The sequence below is a fragment of the Streptomyces cinnabarinus genome (genome assembly GCF_027270315.1).
GTDB classification, from domain to species: Bacteria; Actinomycetota; Actinomycetes; order Streptomycetales; family Streptomycetaceae; genus Streptomyces; species Streptomyces cinnabarinus.
The window spans coordinates 8,208,415-8,224,272 of sequence record NZ_CP114413.1; the positions used below are offsets into that span (position 1 = coordinate 8,208,415).

11 protein-coding genes and 1 pseudogene are annotated in these 15,858 nt (G+C 73.1%); 6 read left to right on the forward strand and 6 right to left on the reverse strand.

Annotation, left to right across the window (positions count from 1 at the left end; translation table 11 throughout):
• Positions 1–153 precede the first annotated feature (153 nt).
• Positions 154–780: pseudogene (locus STRCI_RS37050) on the forward strand (response regulator transcription factor); the annotation flags it as partial.
• On the opposite strand, the gene STRCI_RS37055 reads toward STRCI_RS37050, so the two are convergent.
• From STRCI_RS37055 to lanKC, 4 genes are all read right to left on the reverse strand, one after another.
• A complete protein-coding gene (locus STRCI_RS37055; RefSeq protein ID WP_418953409.1) occupies positions 703–2,547 on the reverse strand; it encodes an ATP-binding cassette domain-containing protein in 1,845 nt (614 codons plus the stop codon). The pseudogene STRCI_RS37050 and the gene STRCI_RS37055 sit on opposite strands and share 78 nt — an antisense overlap.
• Positions 2,544–4,247: an ABC transporter ATP-binding protein gene (locus STRCI_RS37060; RefSeq protein WP_269663372.1), complete on the reverse strand. Its 1,704-nt coding sequence runs from the start codon at positions 4,245–4,247 to the stop codon at positions 2,544–2,546. Before STRCI_RS37060 ends, STRCI_RS37055 begins: the two co-directional genes overlap by 4 nt.
• Positions 4,248–4,329: 82 nt before the next feature.
• The gene (locus STRCI_RS37065; RefSeq protein ID WP_269663373.1) at positions 4,330–4,446 is read right to left on the reverse strand and encodes a SapB/AmfS family lanthipeptide; all 117 of its coding nucleotides are present in this window, start codon (positions 4,444–4,446) and stop codon (positions 4,330–4,332) included.
• 59 nt (positions 4,447–4,505) lie between these two features.
• Positions 4,506–7,112 carry a class III lanthionine synthetase LanKC gene (gene lanKC / locus STRCI_RS37070; protein ID WP_269663374.1) on the reverse strand — a complete coding sequence of 869 codons (2,607 nt, stop codon included), beginning with the start codon at positions 7,110–7,112 and terminating at the stop codon, positions 4,506–4,508.
• A 187-nt stretch (positions 7,113–7,299) separates the two neighbouring features.
• Here lanKC and STRCI_RS37075 point away from each other — a divergent pair, with 187 nt between their 5' ends.
• The 5 genes from STRCI_RS37075 (at position 7,300) to STRCI_RS37095 (ending at position 13,534) form a co-directional block, all read left to right on the forward strand.
• Positions 7,300–9,753 (forward strand): SpoIIE family protein phosphatase, encoded by a 2,454-nt coding sequence (locus STRCI_RS37075; protein WP_269663375.1) that lies wholly within the window; start codon positions 7,300–7,302, stop codon positions 9,751–9,753.
• 67 nt (positions 9,754–9,820) lie between these two features.
• Positions 9,821–10,888, forward strand: a complete 1,068-nt coding sequence (locus STRCI_RS37080) for a glucose-1-phosphate thymidylyltransferase (RefSeq protein WP_269663376.1) — start codon at positions 9,821–9,823, stop codon at positions 10,886–10,888.
• Positions 10,885–11,865, forward strand: a complete 981-nt coding sequence (gene rfbB / locus STRCI_RS37085) for a dTDP-glucose 4,6-dehydratase (protein WP_269663377.1) — start codon at positions 10,885–10,887, stop codon at positions 11,863–11,865. Before STRCI_RS37080 ends, rfbB begins: the two co-directional genes overlap by 4 nt.
• The gene (gene rfbD, locus STRCI_RS37090; protein ID WP_269663378.1) at positions 11,862–12,737 is read left to right on the forward strand and encodes a dTDP-4-dehydrorhamnose reductase; all 876 of its coding nucleotides are present in this window, start codon (positions 11,862–11,864) and stop codon (positions 12,735–12,737) included. Before rfbB ends, rfbD begins: the two co-directional genes overlap by 4 nt.
• A complete protein-coding gene (locus STRCI_RS37095) occupies positions 12,734–13,534 on the forward strand; it encodes a class I SAM-dependent methyltransferase (RefSeq protein ID WP_269663379.1) in 801 nt (266 codons plus the stop codon). The genes rfbD and STRCI_RS37095 overlap by 4 nt, the downstream gene beginning before the upstream one ends.
• Here the strand turns inward: STRCI_RS37095 and STRCI_RS37100 are convergent, their stop codons facing one another.
• Positions 13,535–14,605, reverse strand: a complete 1,071-nt coding sequence (locus tag STRCI_RS37100; protein ID WP_269663380.1) for a methyltransferase — start codon at positions 14,603–14,605, stop codon at positions 13,535–13,537. It lies immediately after the preceding gene.
• Positions 14,606–14,631: 26 nt separating this feature from the next.
• Positions 14,632–15,852 carry a cytochrome P450 gene (locus STRCI_RS37105; RefSeq protein WP_269663381.1) on the reverse strand — a complete coding sequence of 407 codons (1,221 nt, stop codon included), beginning with the start codon at positions 15,850–15,852 and terminating at the stop codon, positions 14,632–14,634.
• Between the last annotated feature and the right edge of the window lie 6 nt (positions 15,853–15,858).

Genomic DNA, 15,858 nt, shown 5'->3' on the forward strand with positions numbered 1-15,858 from the left:
CCCGGAACAAATCTCCCTCCTGGCGGCCCGGCGCGCACGGCGAGCGGGACCGGCCGCGGGCTCCGGGCCGTACCCCCTCGCCCCCGGGCCATTCCCGGCAGTGGAAGCGCCGACCGGGGTACGGGAGCCGCCTGTGCGCCCCCGTGCCCCGTGATGGCCGGTTCTCCGCGCGCGGGAAGGGAGGGCGACGCGAAAAATGGGGCACGCGCTCTACACCTACGGAAACCGGCTGTCGGCGATACGAGGGGACGACCTGTGATCCGGGTTCTTCTGGTGCACGACGAGTGTCTGGTCCGATCGGTCCTGGCGGACTGGTTGCGCCGGGAAGCGGACCTCGGGGTGTTCCACGCCCCGTGGCGCGGTGCCTCGGGCCGGGTGCGCAGTGTGCGGCCCGACGTCTGCGCGGCCGACCTGGAGTGCGCGGACACCTACGGCATACCCCCGCTGGGCGAGCTCGGCGCGCGGGTTCCCGGCGTGCCGCCGCCCCGGCTCCTGGTGCTGGCGAGCGCGAACCGGCCGGGGCTGCTGAAGGGAGCGGTGGAGGCGGGCGCGCTCGGCTACGTGGACAAGGAGGGCGCCCCCGAGCGCCTGGTGGAGGGGATCCGGCTGGTCGCCGAAGGGAAGCGGTTCGTCGACGACTCGCTGGGCTTCGGATTTCTCCGGGCCGCCGAGATGCCGCTGACCCGGCGCGAGCTGAGCGTGTTAGTCCTCGCCGCCGAGGGCGCCTCCGTCGCGGAGATCGCCGGGAGCCTGCACCTGTCCAACGGGACGGTGCGCAACTACATGGCGGCCATCACCCGCAAGACCGGGGCCCGCAACCGCATCGACGCGATCCGGATCTCGCAGGGCGAGGGCTGGCTGTGAGGGTACGGGCGCCCAGCCCCCCACCAGGTCCCGGTAGAGCGCCGAGTGGCGCAGCAGCTCCTCGTGCGTGCCGAACGCCGTCGAGCGGCCGTCCATGGCCAGCACCCGGTCGGCGCGGCGGGCCGAGCTGATGCGGTGCGCGACCACCACCAGGGTGCCGCCGGGCCGCTCGGCGAAGGCCCGCTCCGCGCGCGCCTCGGCCCGCGGGTCCAGATGACAGGTCGCCTCGTCGAGCAGGACGAGCGGGGCGTACGACAGATAGGCCCGGGTCAGCGCCACGAGCTGCCGCTCCCCGGCGGACAGCGCCGCCGGATCGATCCTGGCGCCGGGCCCGCCGAGGGCCTCCATGAGCGGCAGCAGCCCCACCGCCCCGGTCGCCGCGAGCAGCTCCGCCTCGGGCACCGGATCGGGCCGCAGCATCCCGAGGTTCTCGGCGAGGGTGCCGGTGTGGACGTACGCCTGCTGGGGGATGAGGACCCGGCGTGCCGCGGCCCGGCGTCCCGGTACCGGGTGCCCGCAGACCCGGATCACGCCCCGGTCCGGTTCCAGCAGTCCGGCGACCAGCGCGGTGAGCGTGGACTTGCCGATGCCGCTCGGGCCCACGACGGCCAGGTGCGCGCCCGCCGGGACGTCGAGGTCGAGGCGGTCGACGATGGGGGCCGCGCCGGGGCCGTAGGCGAAGGTGACGGAGGTGAGGGAGAGCGCCGGAGCACCCTGCGGATCGGGTGCTTCCGTGACGGGTTCGGTGGCCTTCGGTTCGGTGTCGCGGAGCAGGCGCCGCAGGACCACGGCCAGCCGGGAGCCGCTGGTGCCCACGCCGTGCACGAGGTTGCGCAGGGCGGGCAGCAGGGACTGGGTGGTGTAGGCGAGCGCGCCGAGCAGGGCGCCCGGGGTGACGCCGTGGCCCAGCAGCCAGGGCGCGGCGGCGAGCAGCAGCACGATCGGCAGCTCGCCGCCGATCGTCAGGGAGACCACGCGCAGCACCCCCCACCGGGCGAGGGAGCACGCGGCGCGCTGCTCGGCGTCGATCCGTCGCTCGGTGCCGGTGGCGACCGGCTCTTCGGCCCCGGCCGCCGTGATGTCCCGCAGCCCGGGGCAGACGGCGCCGAACCGCTCCGCGAGCGCCTCGTCGGTGACGAGGAACGCCTCCTGACGACGGGCCAGCGGCCGCAGCGTCACCCCGAACAGCGCCACCCCGGCGAGCAGCGGCAGCCCCACGACCAGCAGCAGCGGCGGGGCGAGCGAGAACAGGCCGACCAGGGCGCCGGCCGCGGTGAACACGAACGAACGCGACACCAGCACCAGACCGGCGAAGGTGTCCCGCGCGATTTCGGCCTGCTGGGTGAGCCCCGACAGCGCCGCGGGATCACCTTCCCGGACCCCGCGGGCCACGACCCGCGACACCAGCCCGTCCCGGAGCGGTTCGACCAGCTCGGCCACCGCGGCGTACACCCGCGCCGTCCCGAACGCCCCGGCCAGCACCCCGAGCCCGGCCACGGACAGCCAGGCCAGACCGGTGCCGGTCCGTCCCGCCAGGAACCCCTCGTCCAGGGCCCGCGCGGGCGCGTACCCGGTGAGGAAGGTCTGCCCGGTCTCCAGCACCGACCAGCCGCCGAGCCGCGCCACGACCCGCCACCGGGCCCGCAGGAAGCGCATGCCCCGGAGCGGGAGCCCCTCGGTCATGGCCGCTCCTCGTCCGCGAAGTCCGCGGAGTCCGCGAACACCGCCCGGTACCCGGCGAGTTCCCACAGCCGCTCATGCGGACCGACCGCCCGGATCCGCCCGTCGTCCAGCCAGGCCACCGCGTCCGCGCGGGCCGCCGTGGCCGGCCGGTGGGCGATCAGCAGCCGGGTGCCGTCCCGGCCCGCGCCCACCAGGGACGCGGTGATCCGTGCCTCGGTCACCGTGTCGAGGCTGGACAGGGCGTCGTCGAGGATGAGCAGTCTGCCGCCGTGGGCGAACGCGCGGGCGAGACCCAGGCGCTGGGACTCCCCGCCGGAGCGCGGCGCGTCGGCGCAGCGGGTGGCGTAACCGGCGGGCAGCCGGCGCACGAACTCGTCCGCATGGGCCTTGCGGGCCGCGTCCCGGACCTCGGCGGGGGAGACGGGGACCGGGCCCAGGCCGATCTCCTCCTCCAGGGTGCCGCCCAGCAGGGCGGGGCGTTCGAAGGCGTGCCCGACCGCCGCGCGCAGCTCGGCGTGGGACAGCTCGCGCAGCGGCACCCCGTCGAGCAGCACCTCCCCGGCGTCCGGGTCGGCGAGCCGCCCGGCGACCGCGGCCAGCAGGGACTTCCCGGCGCCGGAGCGGCCGACCACGGCGAGCGTGGTGCCGCCGGGCACGTCGAGATCGACGCCGTCGAGGACGGCCCGCCCGCCACGCCGGGCGGTCACCTGGCGCAGCTCCAGCCGGCCCGGGCCGGGCGGCAGCCGTCGGCGCCCGTAGGCGGGGGGCCGTTCGCCGAGGACTTCGCCGAGCCGTCCGGTCGCGGCCCGCGCGCGGGCGAGACTCGCGAGCTGTCCCACCAGCACACCGACCCCCGTGGCCAGCACCGCGTACCGCGACGCGGCGAGCAGCTCACCGACCGTCAGCCGGTTGCGGGCGAGCAGGTAGCCCGCCACGGCGACGACCGTGAGCTGGAGCAGCGGCGCCACGGCGGCGGACTGCCCGGCGGCCCGCCCCTGCACCCGCCACATACGGCGCCCGGCCGCGGACAGTTCGGGCAGCGGCCCGAGGATCCGCGCCGTCTCCCGCTCCGCCGTACCCGCGGCCTGGATGGTGCGGTGTCCGCCGACGGCTTCCGCGAGGGCTCCCGCGATCCGCCCCTGCACCTCCTGGTAGCGGGTCACGCAGTCGCGGGTGTCGCGGGTGAAGGCGCGCAGCAGCAGCGCGAGCACCGGCGCTCCGGCCAGCAGTACGGCCGTGAGCCACGGGTCGATCAGGGCGAGGGCCACACCGCCGCCGACGGGTCCGGCCAGCGCGGCGAGCAGGGCCGCGCGGGCGGCCGGCGCCGTACCGGCCTGCGCGGCGTTGCCGACCAGCCGGGCGACCAGGTCGCCGGAGCCGAAGCGCTCGGTGGCGCGCGGGCCCACGGCCAGGACATGACGGTTCAGATTCCGGCGCAGCCGGCCCGTGGTGCGGGCGTCCACCGTGCCGGCGAGCACGGTCTCCGCCGCGTCGAGCAGGGCGAGGAGCATCACCAGCGCGGCGCAGTACAGCACCCAGCGGGTCGCCGGGGCGTCGGCCAGCAGCAGGTCCAGGGTGCGGCCCAGCGCGGCGGGGAGCAGCAGCCCGGCGCCGGTGGCGGCCGTGCTCGCCAGGCACAGCGCCAGCCAGCGGACGGGGTCCGGGCCGGGCAGGCCGGGCCCGGTCGTGCGCGTGCTCATGGGCGCCCTCTCGGTATGCGGGACCCCGGGCGGCCCTCCCTCGCGGGAGCGGACCGCCCGGGGCCGTGGACGCACGGTGCTGTCAGAGGCAGAGCGTGATGCTCGCCGCGCTCACGCACGACAGCAGGCTCAGGGTGCTCACCCCGCCGGTGCTGCTCTGCTCGTCGGACTCCATCGTCTGCAGGTCGAGAAGTGCCATGTCGTCTTCCTTCCGTGGATGGTCGTCACCCGTGGGGACGGGGTGGGATCACGGCTCCGTCAGCTCGCGGAACCGCGCTGTGGGGGCCGCCCGAGCGGCGGCAGGAACGGCAGATGGGCACCGGTTCCGCTGTCGAGGGCCGCGCCGAGCGCGAGCAGGCACCCTGCCGTTCCGGTGCCCAGGTCCATCGACAGCCGCATCATCTGGTGTCCGGGAAAGGCCAGTTGGCCCTGGTAGGACATGGAGAGCCAGCCGAGCCCGGCGATCTGGTCGGCGAGCCGTTCCCGGCTCGCGCCGGGCGTGGTCGTGCGGGCGACGTGCAGGATCAGGCCGGCCCGGCCCTGGAGAAGGCCCGGCTGCACATAGAAGCGGCACGTCGCGGCGCTGAGGATGCCGGTCCTGGCCTGCTCCAACTCCTCGTCGGTGTCGGCGAGACGGGCGACGAGGTCGTCCAGGACCAGGCCGATGCCCGCGCTCCCCTCACCGAGGTAGGGCAGGGTCCGCCAGCCTTCGTCGACCTCCAGCGAGCCGTTCTCCCGTCGTGCGCAGCAGTCCAGATCCCGCCGCAGCGCCACCCTGGCCGCGTCCAGCAGCCGTGCCTCACCGGTGCGTTCGTACTGCCGCAGCAGGAACAGCGCGGGCCCGCTCGCCCCGCGCAGCAGCCCGGCCCGGCGCCGCCGCCGGGTGTCCGGCAGGGGCTCCGCGAGACGCTGTACGAGGAGGTCGGCCGCCTCGGCGGCCCGGGTCCGTAACTCCGGCTCGCCGGTCGTGTCCGCGAGGGCGCCCAGCACCAGGCCGAGGCCGGCCAGTCCGCCGTGCAGATCGGAGGAGAGGTTCTGCCACCGCTCGGCGAGGATCGACTCGACCAGGTCGAGGGCGCGCTGCCGGTGGCCGAGACGGTCCAGCACATGGGCGACGCCCGCGAGTCCGTCGTACAGCCCGAGCGGGGTGCCCCGCGGTGCCGGTGCGGTGCGGGCGAGGAGCCAGCGCTCGCCCTCCTCGTACCGTTCGGCGCCGACCGCGTCCAGCGCGTACAGCACGCCGGCCGCGCCGTGCGCGAGCCCGAGGCCCCCGCCGTCGGAGAACTGGGTGATGTCGCCGGGGAAGAGCCGGTCGTCGCGGTCCGGGGTGGCCGAGGCGAGGATCGCCTTGACCATGGAGTCGCGGCTGAACGGCCAGTCGCCGGGTTCGACGAAGGAGCGGGGCGCCGCAGCAGGGGACTTGGTGTCCCGGGTGATCTCCGTGACCGCCTCCTCCAGGAACTCCCAGGGCACGTCCGGGAACTGACCGGCGATCACCTCCGCCAGATGGGCCGCCTTGCCCCGGTCGACCACGAACAGCGTCGTCACCGGCAGGAACAGGGCGATCCGCAGACAGGCCAGCGCGTAGCGGTCGACGTCGATGCCCGTGCGGTCCGGCGGGGCGAAGAAGCCGGGGTGGGCGACCACTTGGCGGCCCTGCTCGGTGACCGGGGCGGCGGCCTCGAAGTCGAGCAGGGACACCGACTCCTCGTCGGGCGCCACCATGATGTTGAAGACATGCAGGTCGTTGAAGACGATGCCACGGGCGTGGACCGCGTGCACGGCCCGCTCCACGCCGCCGTAGATCTTCAGCGCCCACGCCGTGTACTCGGCCACGTCCCTTGGGTCGGGATCGGGGGTGAGCAGCGGATGCCGTTCGGCCAGGCAGGAGTTGAGCGGGCGCCCCGCCAGGAAGTCCAGCACCAGGAACCGGTGGTCGCCGAGCGTGAACCAGTCCCGCACCTCGGGCACCACCCCGGTCCCGGCCACCTGCTCCAGGGCCTGCTTCTCCCGCTCCAGCCGCGCTATCGCGTCCGCCCCGTCGGAGGCGAGCCCCGCGTGCGGCCGCCCCTCCTTCAGCACGACCCGGCTGCCGTCCCGGGTGTCGGTGCCCGCGTAGACCCCGCCGCCGTTGGAGAAGTGCAGCGCCTTCTCGATGCGGTACGGCAGCTCGCCCACCGTCGTGGTGTTGCGCGCCGCCAGCATCGGGGCGAGGAACGGCGGCAGCGTCACCCAGTGCGGGACCTGGAAGGACGGTGCCCGCCGGTCCGGCACCAGCTGACCCGCGCCGTCCCGCACCGCCGGCACCAGCGAGCCCCGCTCGTCGACGACGAACGTGCGTGCGAAAGCGCCGTACCGCACATACAGCGGACCCTCGCCCCAGCGCAGATCGGTCAGGATGTACGGCCCCTCGAAGCCCTCCAGGAGCTTGCCGAGCTCGCGCAGCACACAGTGCAGTTGCTCCTCGTCGGCCGGGTAGAGAGTGACGAACTTGCCGCTGCTGTCCCGGGCCGCGTACTTGGTGTTGCGCAGATGCAGCAGATGCGGGCCCGGCACGAACTTGAACGGGATACGGCGCGGCACGCAGTAGTCCCACACGATCCCCGCGATCCGCTCCGCGTTCGCCCGGGTGGCCGAGGCGTGGATCTTCCAGCCCTGGGCCGGTCCGGGCGCGGCGGCACCCTCGGGGCCGAGCGGCGTCAGGTTCAGCCAGTCGCCGACCCGTGCCGCGTCCCAGCCCGTCGGCACCGCACGCCGCGCCGCCTCGTACAGGGGCGCCGCCCGGCGCGCACCGGCGGACAGCCGGTCCGGCGTCTCGTAGAAGTGCCGGTCGGCGAGCGCGTACACCTCGTACCGCTGGTCCATGCCTCCCCCTTCGTGGCCCGGAAACGAGCTTCCAGCGCGCCGACGGGGTGCGGACAGTCGTCGCTGTCACGAGACAGGTGTGCGGAACGCATGCGTCAAGATCTGTTCGGTGAGTTTCGAGCGCGGCCTGCACAGAGACTCCATCGAACGCGCACAGGGGCTGCGCCGGTGTCTCATAAGCGCTGTAATGGCCAACGTGGGCGGTGAGGACGCTGCGGGACGCAGATCGAGAAGGCAGCGCGCCGAGGATGCCCTCACTGCGGTCGGCGACGCCCCCGACGCCTCCGACCGGCTCCGCCGCATCCTCGAACAGGCGCTCGTCTTCGCCCATGCCTCCCTCGCGGCCGTGTACACGCTGACCGACGACGGCGAGCTGCTGTGCCTGGTCGAGTGGGCCGGGACACCGCGCACCCAGTACGGACTCCGGGACAGCTACGCCGCCACCGGCGGCTCCGTGGTCGCCGACGCCCACCACTCGAGGCGGCCCGCCTGGCTCGGGCCGAAGGAACTCGCCGACCGCGCCCAGTCCCGGCGGGCGTCGGCGGGCGATTTCCATCTGGCGGTCCTGCCCGCGCGCGGACAGGGCGGCGACGGCTGCCTGGTCGCCGTCAGTGAGCACCTCGACGGGTTCGACGCCGAGGACCGCGACTGCCTGGACCTGATCGCCCGCACCCTCGCCTACCCCGCACCCGTACCGCGCGCCGAGGGCGGCGCGCTGCCCTCCAACGCCTTCAACCTCGCCATGGACACCGGCCATGTGGAGGTCGGCGACGACATCCTGGAGCTGTTCCAGATCGTCCCGGAGGAGTTCGACGGCAAGGTGGAGACCCTGCTGGGACTGACCGTGCCGGAGGACCTGCCCTCGCTGATGAGCGTCGTCGAGGCCGACCACATGTCCATCGGCGACCGCGAGCTGGAGTTCCGGGTGCTCCAGCCCACCGGCCCACCCAAGTGGCTCAGGCTGCGCGGACGGCTGCTGCCCGGCGGCGAGGGCAGGCCCGCACGGCTCTTCGGCACGGTCGCCGACGCCTCCAAACTGCGCTCCGACGTCACCGACGTGGCCCGCGTCCAGCGCCTCGCCGCCTCCCTCGCCACCGCGGGCACCGTCCGCGACGTCAGCCAGGCCGTCGTCGCCGCGCTGCGCACCCCCCTGCGCGCCGACCGGATCGCGCTCGCCGAGCTGGAGAACGACCGGCTCGTCGTCACCGTCCTCGACCCGCCCCAGCCGGAGTCCTGGCCCGAGCTGTGGCGTTCGGAGTGGCGCACCGAGTGGCCCGACGCACCGGTGCGCGCCATGCCGACCCTCGCCGCCGCCCTGCGCGAGGGCCGCGCCCAGATCTGGCCCGCGGGCACCCCGCTGGAGCCCGCCCTCGCCGACGTCGGCCCCGGGGGCCTGGCCGTACTGCCGCTGCCCGCCGGCGGCCGGATGGCGGGCGCATGCCTGATCGGCTGGGACACCCCGCACCACTTCGGACCCGACGAACGCGCCCTGCTCACCGCCTCCGCCGGACTCGCCGGGCAGGCCCTGATGCGCGCCCACGCCTTCGACGCCGAGCACGAACTCGTCGGCATGCTCCAGCGCCAGCTGCTGCCCCGCAGGCTGCCCCGGCTGCCCGGCGCGATGGCCGTCGCCCGCTATCTGCCGAGCACCGCCGGCCTTGAACTGGGCGGCGACTGGTACGACGTGATCCCGCTGCCCGACAACCATGTCGCCCTCGTCATCGGCGACGTCCAGGGACACAGCGCGGCCGCCGCCACCCTGATGGGCCAGATGCGCACCGCCCTGCGCGCCTACGCCGCCGAGGGCCACCCGCCCGACGTGGTCGTCAGCCACGCCAACCGGCTGCTGATGGAGCTGGAGACCGACCTCTTCGCCACCTGCGCCTACGTCGACGTCGACCTGGAGGAGGGCACCGCCTGGTGCGTCCGCGCCGGACACCTGCCCCCGGTCCTGCGCCACCCGAACGGCGCAACGGACATCGCCGAGGCCGAGGGCGGTCCCCCACTCGGCGTCATGACCCAGGCCGAGTTCCCGATGAGCCCCCTGCGGCTCCAGCCCGGCACCCTGATCGCCCTGACCACGGACGGACTGGTGGAGTCCGTCGAGGCCGACATCGACGCCGGCATGGACCGCTTCGCCCATGAGCTGGCCGCCTCCGACCCCACCCACCTGGGCCAGGTCGCCGACGCCCTGCTCGGCAACGCCCGCCGCAGCGACGACGTGGCCCTGCTGCTGATGCGCTACGACGGCATGGAGCTGCGCCCGCGGCGGGAGAGCTGGACGGTGTGGCGGGTGCCCGAGGCGGTCGGCCACGCCCGCCGCTTCACCCGGCGCACCCTGCGCTCCTGGGGTCTGACCACCGAGACCGACGCCGTCCTGCTGGTCGTCTCCGAGCTCGTCACCAACGCCCTGGTGCACACCGACGGGCCGGTCCGCCTCTACCTCACCCTGCTCAACGGCCGGTTGCGGGTCGCGGTCGCCGACACCTCACCGCGCAGCCCCGTCAAGCCCACCAGCATCGGCTGGGAGGCCACCGGCGGCCGCGGCATCCTGCTGGTCGAGGCGATGTCGGCGGCCTGGGGCACGGTTCCGGTCAGCGGCGGCAAGCAGGTCTGGAGCGAAATCCAGCTGAACCGCTGAGCCCCGGGTACCCGAAGCGGCGGGCTCGACCAGTCGGTAACGGACAAACGACGCTAAGGTGAACCAGATGAAGGCTCTCGTGCTGTCCGGCGGAGCCGGCACGCGGCTGCGGCCGATCACACACACATCGGCCAAACAGCTGGTCCCGGTCGCCAACAAGGCTGTGTTGTTCTACGGGCTGGAATCGATCGCCGAGGCGGGCATCACCGAGGTCGGTGTCATCGTCGGTGACACCGCCGAGGAGATCCAGGACGCGGTGGGCGACGGCTCCAAGTTCGGGCTCCAGATCACCTACATCCCCCAGGATCGCCCCCTGGGCCTGGCCCACGCGGTACTGATCGCGCGGGACTGGCTCGGCGACGACGACTTCGTGATGTACCTCGGCGACAACTTCATCGTGGGCGGCATCAGGGCCCTGGTGGAGGAGTTCGGCCGCAATCGCCCCGACGCCCAGATCCTGCTCACCCATGTCCCCGACCCACGCGCCTTCGGCGTCGCCGAACTCGACGGCGAGGGGCAGGTCGTGGGCCTGGAGGAGAAACCCGAGCATCCCAGGAGCGACCTCGCGCTGGTCGGCGTCTATCTCTTCACCCCCGCCATCCATGCCGCGGTCCGCGCCATCGAGCCGTCCTGGCGCGGCGAGCTGGAGATCACCCACGCCATCCAGCACCTCATCGACGCCCGCGCCGACGTCCGGTGCACCGTCATCCACGGCTACTGGAAGGACACCGGGAACGTCGACGACATGCTGGAGGTCAACCGCACGGTCCTGGAGGGACTCGACCGCCGGATCGACGGCGAGGTCGACGAACTGTCCGAGACCGTCGGCCGGGTGATCGTCGAGGAGGGCGCCCGGATCGTCAACTCCCGCATCGTCGGCCCCGCCGTCATCGGCGCGGGGACGGTCGTCATCAACTCCTACGTCGGACCGTTCACCTCCGTCGCCGAGAACTGCCGTATCTCCGACAGCGAGGTGGAGTTCTCCATCGTGCTGCGGGACTCCTCGATCGCCGGTGTGGGCCGGATCGAGTCCTCCCTGATCGGGCGGCACGCCGAGGTGACCCCGGCGGAACATGTCCCCAGTGCCCACCGATTCGTCCTCGGCGACCACAGCAAGGTGCAGATCCATCCATGAATCTCCTCGTCACCGGCGCCGCCGGATTCATCGGCTCGGCGTACGTCCGCAAGCTGCTCGCCTCCGACGCGCCGGACGCGCCGGACATCACGGTGCTCGACAAGCTGACCTACGCCGGCAGCCTCGACAACCTCCCGCTCGACCATCCCCGGCTGGAGTTCGTCCAGGGCGACATCCGGGACGCCGAACTCGTCGGCAAACTCACCGGACAGGCCGACCAGGTGGTGCACTTCGCGGCCGAGTCCCATGTGGACCGCTCGATCACCGGGGCGTCCGACTTCGTGCTGACCAACGTCGTGGGCACCCACACCCTGCTGGAGGGCGCCCTCCGGGGCGGGGTGTCGACCTTCGTGCACATCTCCACCGATGAGGTGTACGGCTCCGTCGACGCCGGTTCCTCCACGGAGGACCACCTGCTGCGGCCCAGTTCGCCGTACTCCGCCTCCAAGGCCTCCTCCGACCTGCTGGCCCTGGCCTACCACCGCACCCACGGCCTGGACGTCAGGGTCACCCGCTGCTCCAACAACTACGGCCCGCACCAGTTCCCCGAGAAGGTCATCCCGCTCTTCGTCACCAACCTCCTCGACGGCCACCAGGTCCCGCTGTACGGCGACGGCGCCAACGTCCGCGACTGGCTGCACGTCGACGACCACTGCCAGGGCGTCGAACTCGTCCGCGCCAAGGGCCGCCCCGGCGAGGTCTACAACATCGGCGGCGGCACCGAACTGAGCAACCGGGAACTCACCGGGCTGCTCCTGGAGTCCTGCGGCGCGGACTGGGACCGGGTGACACACGTCGAGGACCGCAAGGGACACGATCTGCGCTACTCCGTCGACTGGAGCAAGGCCCGCACCGAGCTGGGCTACCGGCCCCGGCACGACTTCCGCGCCGGGCTCGCCGAGACCGTCGACTGGTACCGGGACAACCGCGCCTGGTGGGAGCCGCTGAAGCGACGCATGAGCGAGGAGCACGGATGAGGTGGCTGGTCACCGGAGCGGGCGGAATGCTCGGCCACGACGTCGTCGGCGAACTGCGCGGCCGCGGTGCCGATGTCACCGGCCTCGACCACACCGCCCTGGACATCACCGAACCCGCCTCCCTGGAGCGGGCGTTCACCGCGCACCACCCCGAGATCGTCGTCAACTGCGCCGCCTGGGCGGCCGTGGACGACGCGGAGTCGCACGAGGCCGAGGCGCTGCGCGTCAACGGCGACGGCCCGCGCCTGCTGGCCCGCGCCTGCGCCGCGCACGGCGCCCGCCTGATCCACGTCTCCACCGACTACGTCTTCTCCGGCACGGGCCGTACCACCCCCTACCCCGAGGACCACCCGCCGGCCCCACGCACCGCCTACGGCCGCACCAAACTCGCCGGCGAGCGGGCCGTACGGGAGGAACTCCCGGACGCGAGCGCGGTGGTGCGCACCGCCTGGCTCTACGGCGTCCACGGCAAGAACTTCGTCCGCACGATGATCGGCATCGAGGCGAGCCGCCCCACCGTCGACGTCGTCGACAACCAGTGCGGACAGCCCACCTGGAGCGCCGACGTCGCCGCCCGCGTCGCCGACCTCGGCCCCCGCCTCGGCCCGGACGTCAACGGCGTCTTCCACGCCACCAGTTCCGGCGAGGCCACCTGGTTCGACCTGGCCCGGGAGGTGTTCCGGCTGCTCGGCGCCGACCCCGAACGGGTGCGCCCCACCGACACCACGCCCTGGCCCCGGCCCGCCCCCCGACCCGAGTACAGCGCCCTCGCGCACGGCCGCTGGCAGAGCCTCGGCCTGCCGCCGCTGCGCGACTGGCGTGCCGCCCTGCACGAGGCACTTCCCCGTATCCGCAAGGAGTCCCCTTCGTGAAACGCCATGAGTTCCTCAAGGAACTGCACAAGGCCACCGCCAACCGCAACTACCTGGAGATCGGCGTCAACGACGGCCGCAGCCTGAGGCTGTCCCGGGTGCCGAGCATCGCGATCGACCCCGCGTTCAAGGTGGTCACGGAGATCCGCTGCGACGTCCACCTGGTGAAGGCCACCAGCGACGACTTCTTCGCCCGCGACAACCCCCTCGCCCACCTCAAGGGCGGCCGCCACCCGGTGCGGAACCTGCGCCGCGGCCGCAGCCCGATCGGCCACTGGCGGCGCACCACCCTGGACCTGTCGTTCATCGACGGCATGCACCTGTTCGAGTACGCCCTGCGGGACTTCATCAACATCGAGAAGCATTCCGACTGGGCCAGCGTGATCGTCTTCGACGACATGCTGCCGCGCAACATCGACGAGGCGGCCCGCGACCGGCACACCGGCGCCTGGACCGGCGACGTCTACAAACTCGTCGAGATCCTCACCCGGTACCGCCCCGACCTGGTCACCGTCCTCGTCGACACCCAGCCCACCGGCCAGCTCGTCGTCTTCGGCGCCGACCCGCACAACACCGTGCTGAGCGACCGGTACGACGACATCGTCGCCGAGTACGAACTGCCCGACCCGCAGAAGGTCCCCGAGACGATCCTGGAACGCACCGAAGCGGTACGCCCCGAAACCTTCCTGAACGCCCCGTTCTGGCGCCCCCTGACCCGAGCCCGCAACCTGGGCCTACGCCGTTCCAAGGGCTGGGACCCGCTGAGGCACGGCCTGGAGCGGCTCACCGACGGCTGATCAATGGGGTACGGCCTCCAGGATCTGGAAGTGCGTGGGCTTCAGCGGACCGCCCACACCGGCCAGTTCGAGACCGGCAGAGTCGAGCAGTGCGGCGTACTCGGCCTCGGTGCGCTCCCGGCCCCCGGCCATGACCAGCATGTTCAAGTCGCTCAGCACGACACTGAGTTCGGCTGCGGGACCGTTCTCGTCCGGCAGGACCGGCTCGACGAGGAGCAGTTTCGCATGGTCGGGCATGGCCTCGCGGCACCGTTGCAGGACGGCGCGCGCCAGATCGTCGTCCCAGTCGTGGATGACGCTCTTGAGGACGTACGCGTCGCCCCCGGCCGGTACGGCGGTGAAGAAGTCGCCCGTGGTGATCGCGCACCGGTCGGCGACGCCGGCCTCCGCGAGCACCTTGTCGGCCTCCCGCACCCCGGTCGGAGTGTCGAGGAGCACGCCCCGGCTGCCGGGGTGCGCCGTCAGCAGGGCGGCGAGCAGCGTGCCGTTGCCGCCTCCGACATCGACGACCGTCGGGAAGCGGGAGAAGTCGTACCCAGCCGCCACCACCTCGGCCGCACCCTGCGCCGTCTCCGCCATCGCCTCGTTGAACAGGGCGGACAGCTCCGGCTGCCGACCGATATGGGCGAAGGCCGGCATGCCGAAGACCGACTCGAACGCCGTCCCGCCGGTGCGCACGCTGTGCTGCAGCTCGCCCCAGGGCCGCCACACCGCGGGCGAGGTGAAAAGATCGGCGAGCGCGCGGACCGGGGCGTCGGCGTCGGACCGCAGCACTTGACCGAAGGAGGTCAGCGCGAACAGGCCGGTGCGGCCCGGGCGTTCCACCAGACCCAGGATCTCCAGGGCCCGCAGCAGACGACGCAGCGCGTCCTGGTCGGTGCCGGTGGCCGCCGCCAGCTCGGCACAGCTCCTCGGGCTGTCCGCCAGCGCCGCGGCGATGTTCAGGCGGGCGGCGGTGCCGACGACCTGGGAGGCCATGTAGCCGTGCACCAACTGCAGCGCACGGGCCTGGTCCTCGGCGCCGGCCGGAGTCCGCCGGTGGGCCGCCCTGTCCGGTTCACTGTCGGTCACAGCGGTGTCCCTTCGGTCGGGCGCCGTCACCAGGCGACGTGCAGGGCGACGGGGGCGTGGTCGACGAACTGCCGGGCCATCCGAACCGGGCGGTCCGGGACCAGGTGCAGGCCCGGGAGCCTGGTCAGCGCCTCCAGCGTCACCGCGAGTTGGAGCCTGGCCAGCCGGGCGCCGACGCAGGCGTGCACACCGTGGCCGAAGGTCAGATGCCGGGTGATCTGCCGGGTGATGTCGAAGGTCTCCGGCTGGTCGAACTCCTCAGGGTCCCGGTTGGCCGCGCTGTACAGAGCGACGACGTCGGACCCCGTCGGCAGGGTCCGCCCGCCCAGGCTCACTTCGCGGGTGGTCACCCGGAAGAAGGCGTGCACGGGAGTGTCGTAGCGGGCGATCTCCTCCACCGCCCCCGGGATCAACGACGGGCTCCGGCACAGCAGTTGCCACTGGTCGGGACGGGAGAGCAGATGCCACAGGCCGTTGCCCAGCAGGGCGGTGGTGGTCGAGTGCCCGGCGGTGATCAGCCCGATGAACGTCCACACCAGCTCGGCGAGCTGCTCGTCGTCGAGCGGACCCGGGGGCGCGAGCACACCGGCGATCTCACTGAAGGCATCCTCGCCAGGACGCTCCCTGCGCTCCCGCACATAGCGGGCCATGACCTGCTGGAACTCCAGGAACACCTCGGCCGCTTCGACCTCCTCCTCGCGGGAGGCGCCGCCGGTGATGACCGCGACGCAGGCATAGGCGCCGTCCCGGACGATCGCCCGGTCCGCCGCCGCGATGCCGCACATGTCGCTGATGGTGTCGACGGGCAGCACGCGCGCGTACTGGCTCATCAGCTCGGCCGAGCCGTCCGCGGCCAGGGCGTCGACGAGCGCCGTCGCCCGCTTGCGGATCTCTGGCTCCATTGCGGCCACGGCATCCGTGCCGAGCCGCTTGGCGAGCGGCGCCCGCACCTTCAGATGCCGGTCGCCGTTGACGTTGATGATCGCGGAGGACGGCGGGAAGCCGCGCTCCAGAACGGCGAGGGCGTCCGGATGCACCGGGAGCGGGGAGCGCAGGGCGTTCGCCGTGGAGAACGTCTCGTGCCGCTGAAGCACCGTGCGTACATCGTCGAACCGGGTCACCACCCAGGCTCGCAGGACCTCGGAGTAGAAGACCGGCTCCGTCTCCCGGGCCAGCGCGAAGAACGGGTACGGGTCCTGGAGATGCGTGCCGAGCGGGTCGTACGACGCACCGACCGAGCTTGTCATGGTGCC

Bases quoted from the DNA above. Each gene is read 5' to 3' on its own strand.
- STRCI_RS37055 (WP_418953409.1), bottom strand. From the start codon at position 2,547: ATGACCGAGGGGCTCCCGCTCCGGGGCATGCGCTTCCTGCGGGCCCGG.
- STRCI_RS37060 (WP_269663372.1), bottom strand. From the start codon at position 4,247: ATGAGCACGCGCACGACCGGGCCCGGCCTGCCCGGCCCGGACCCCGTC.
- STRCI_RS37065 (WP_269663373.1), bottom strand. From the start codon at position 4,446: ATGGCACTTCTCGACCTGCAGACGATGGAGTCCGACGAGCAGAGCAGC.
- lanKC (WP_269663374.1), bottom strand. From the start codon at position 7,112: ATGGACCAGCGGTACGAGGTGTACGCGCTCGCCGACCGGCACTTCTAC.
- STRCI_RS37075 (WP_269663375.1), top strand. From the start codon at position 7,300: ATGGCCAACGTGGGCGGTGAGGACGCTGCGGGACGCAGATCGAGAAGG.
- STRCI_RS37080 (WP_269663376.1), top strand. From the start codon at position 9,821: ATGAAGGCTCTCGTGCTGTCCGGCGGAGCCGGCACGCGGCTGCGGCCG.
- rfbB (WP_269663377.1), top strand. From the start codon at position 10,885: ATGAATCTCCTCGTCACCGGCGCCGCCGGATTCATCGGCTCGGCGTAC.
- rfbD (WP_269663378.1), top strand. From the start codon at position 11,862: ATGAGGTGGCTGGTCACCGGAGCGGGCGGAATGCTCGGCCACGACGTC.
- STRCI_RS37105 (WP_269663381.1), bottom strand. From the start codon at position 15,852: ATGACAAGCTCGGTCGGTGCGTCGTACGACCCGCTCGGCACGCATCTC.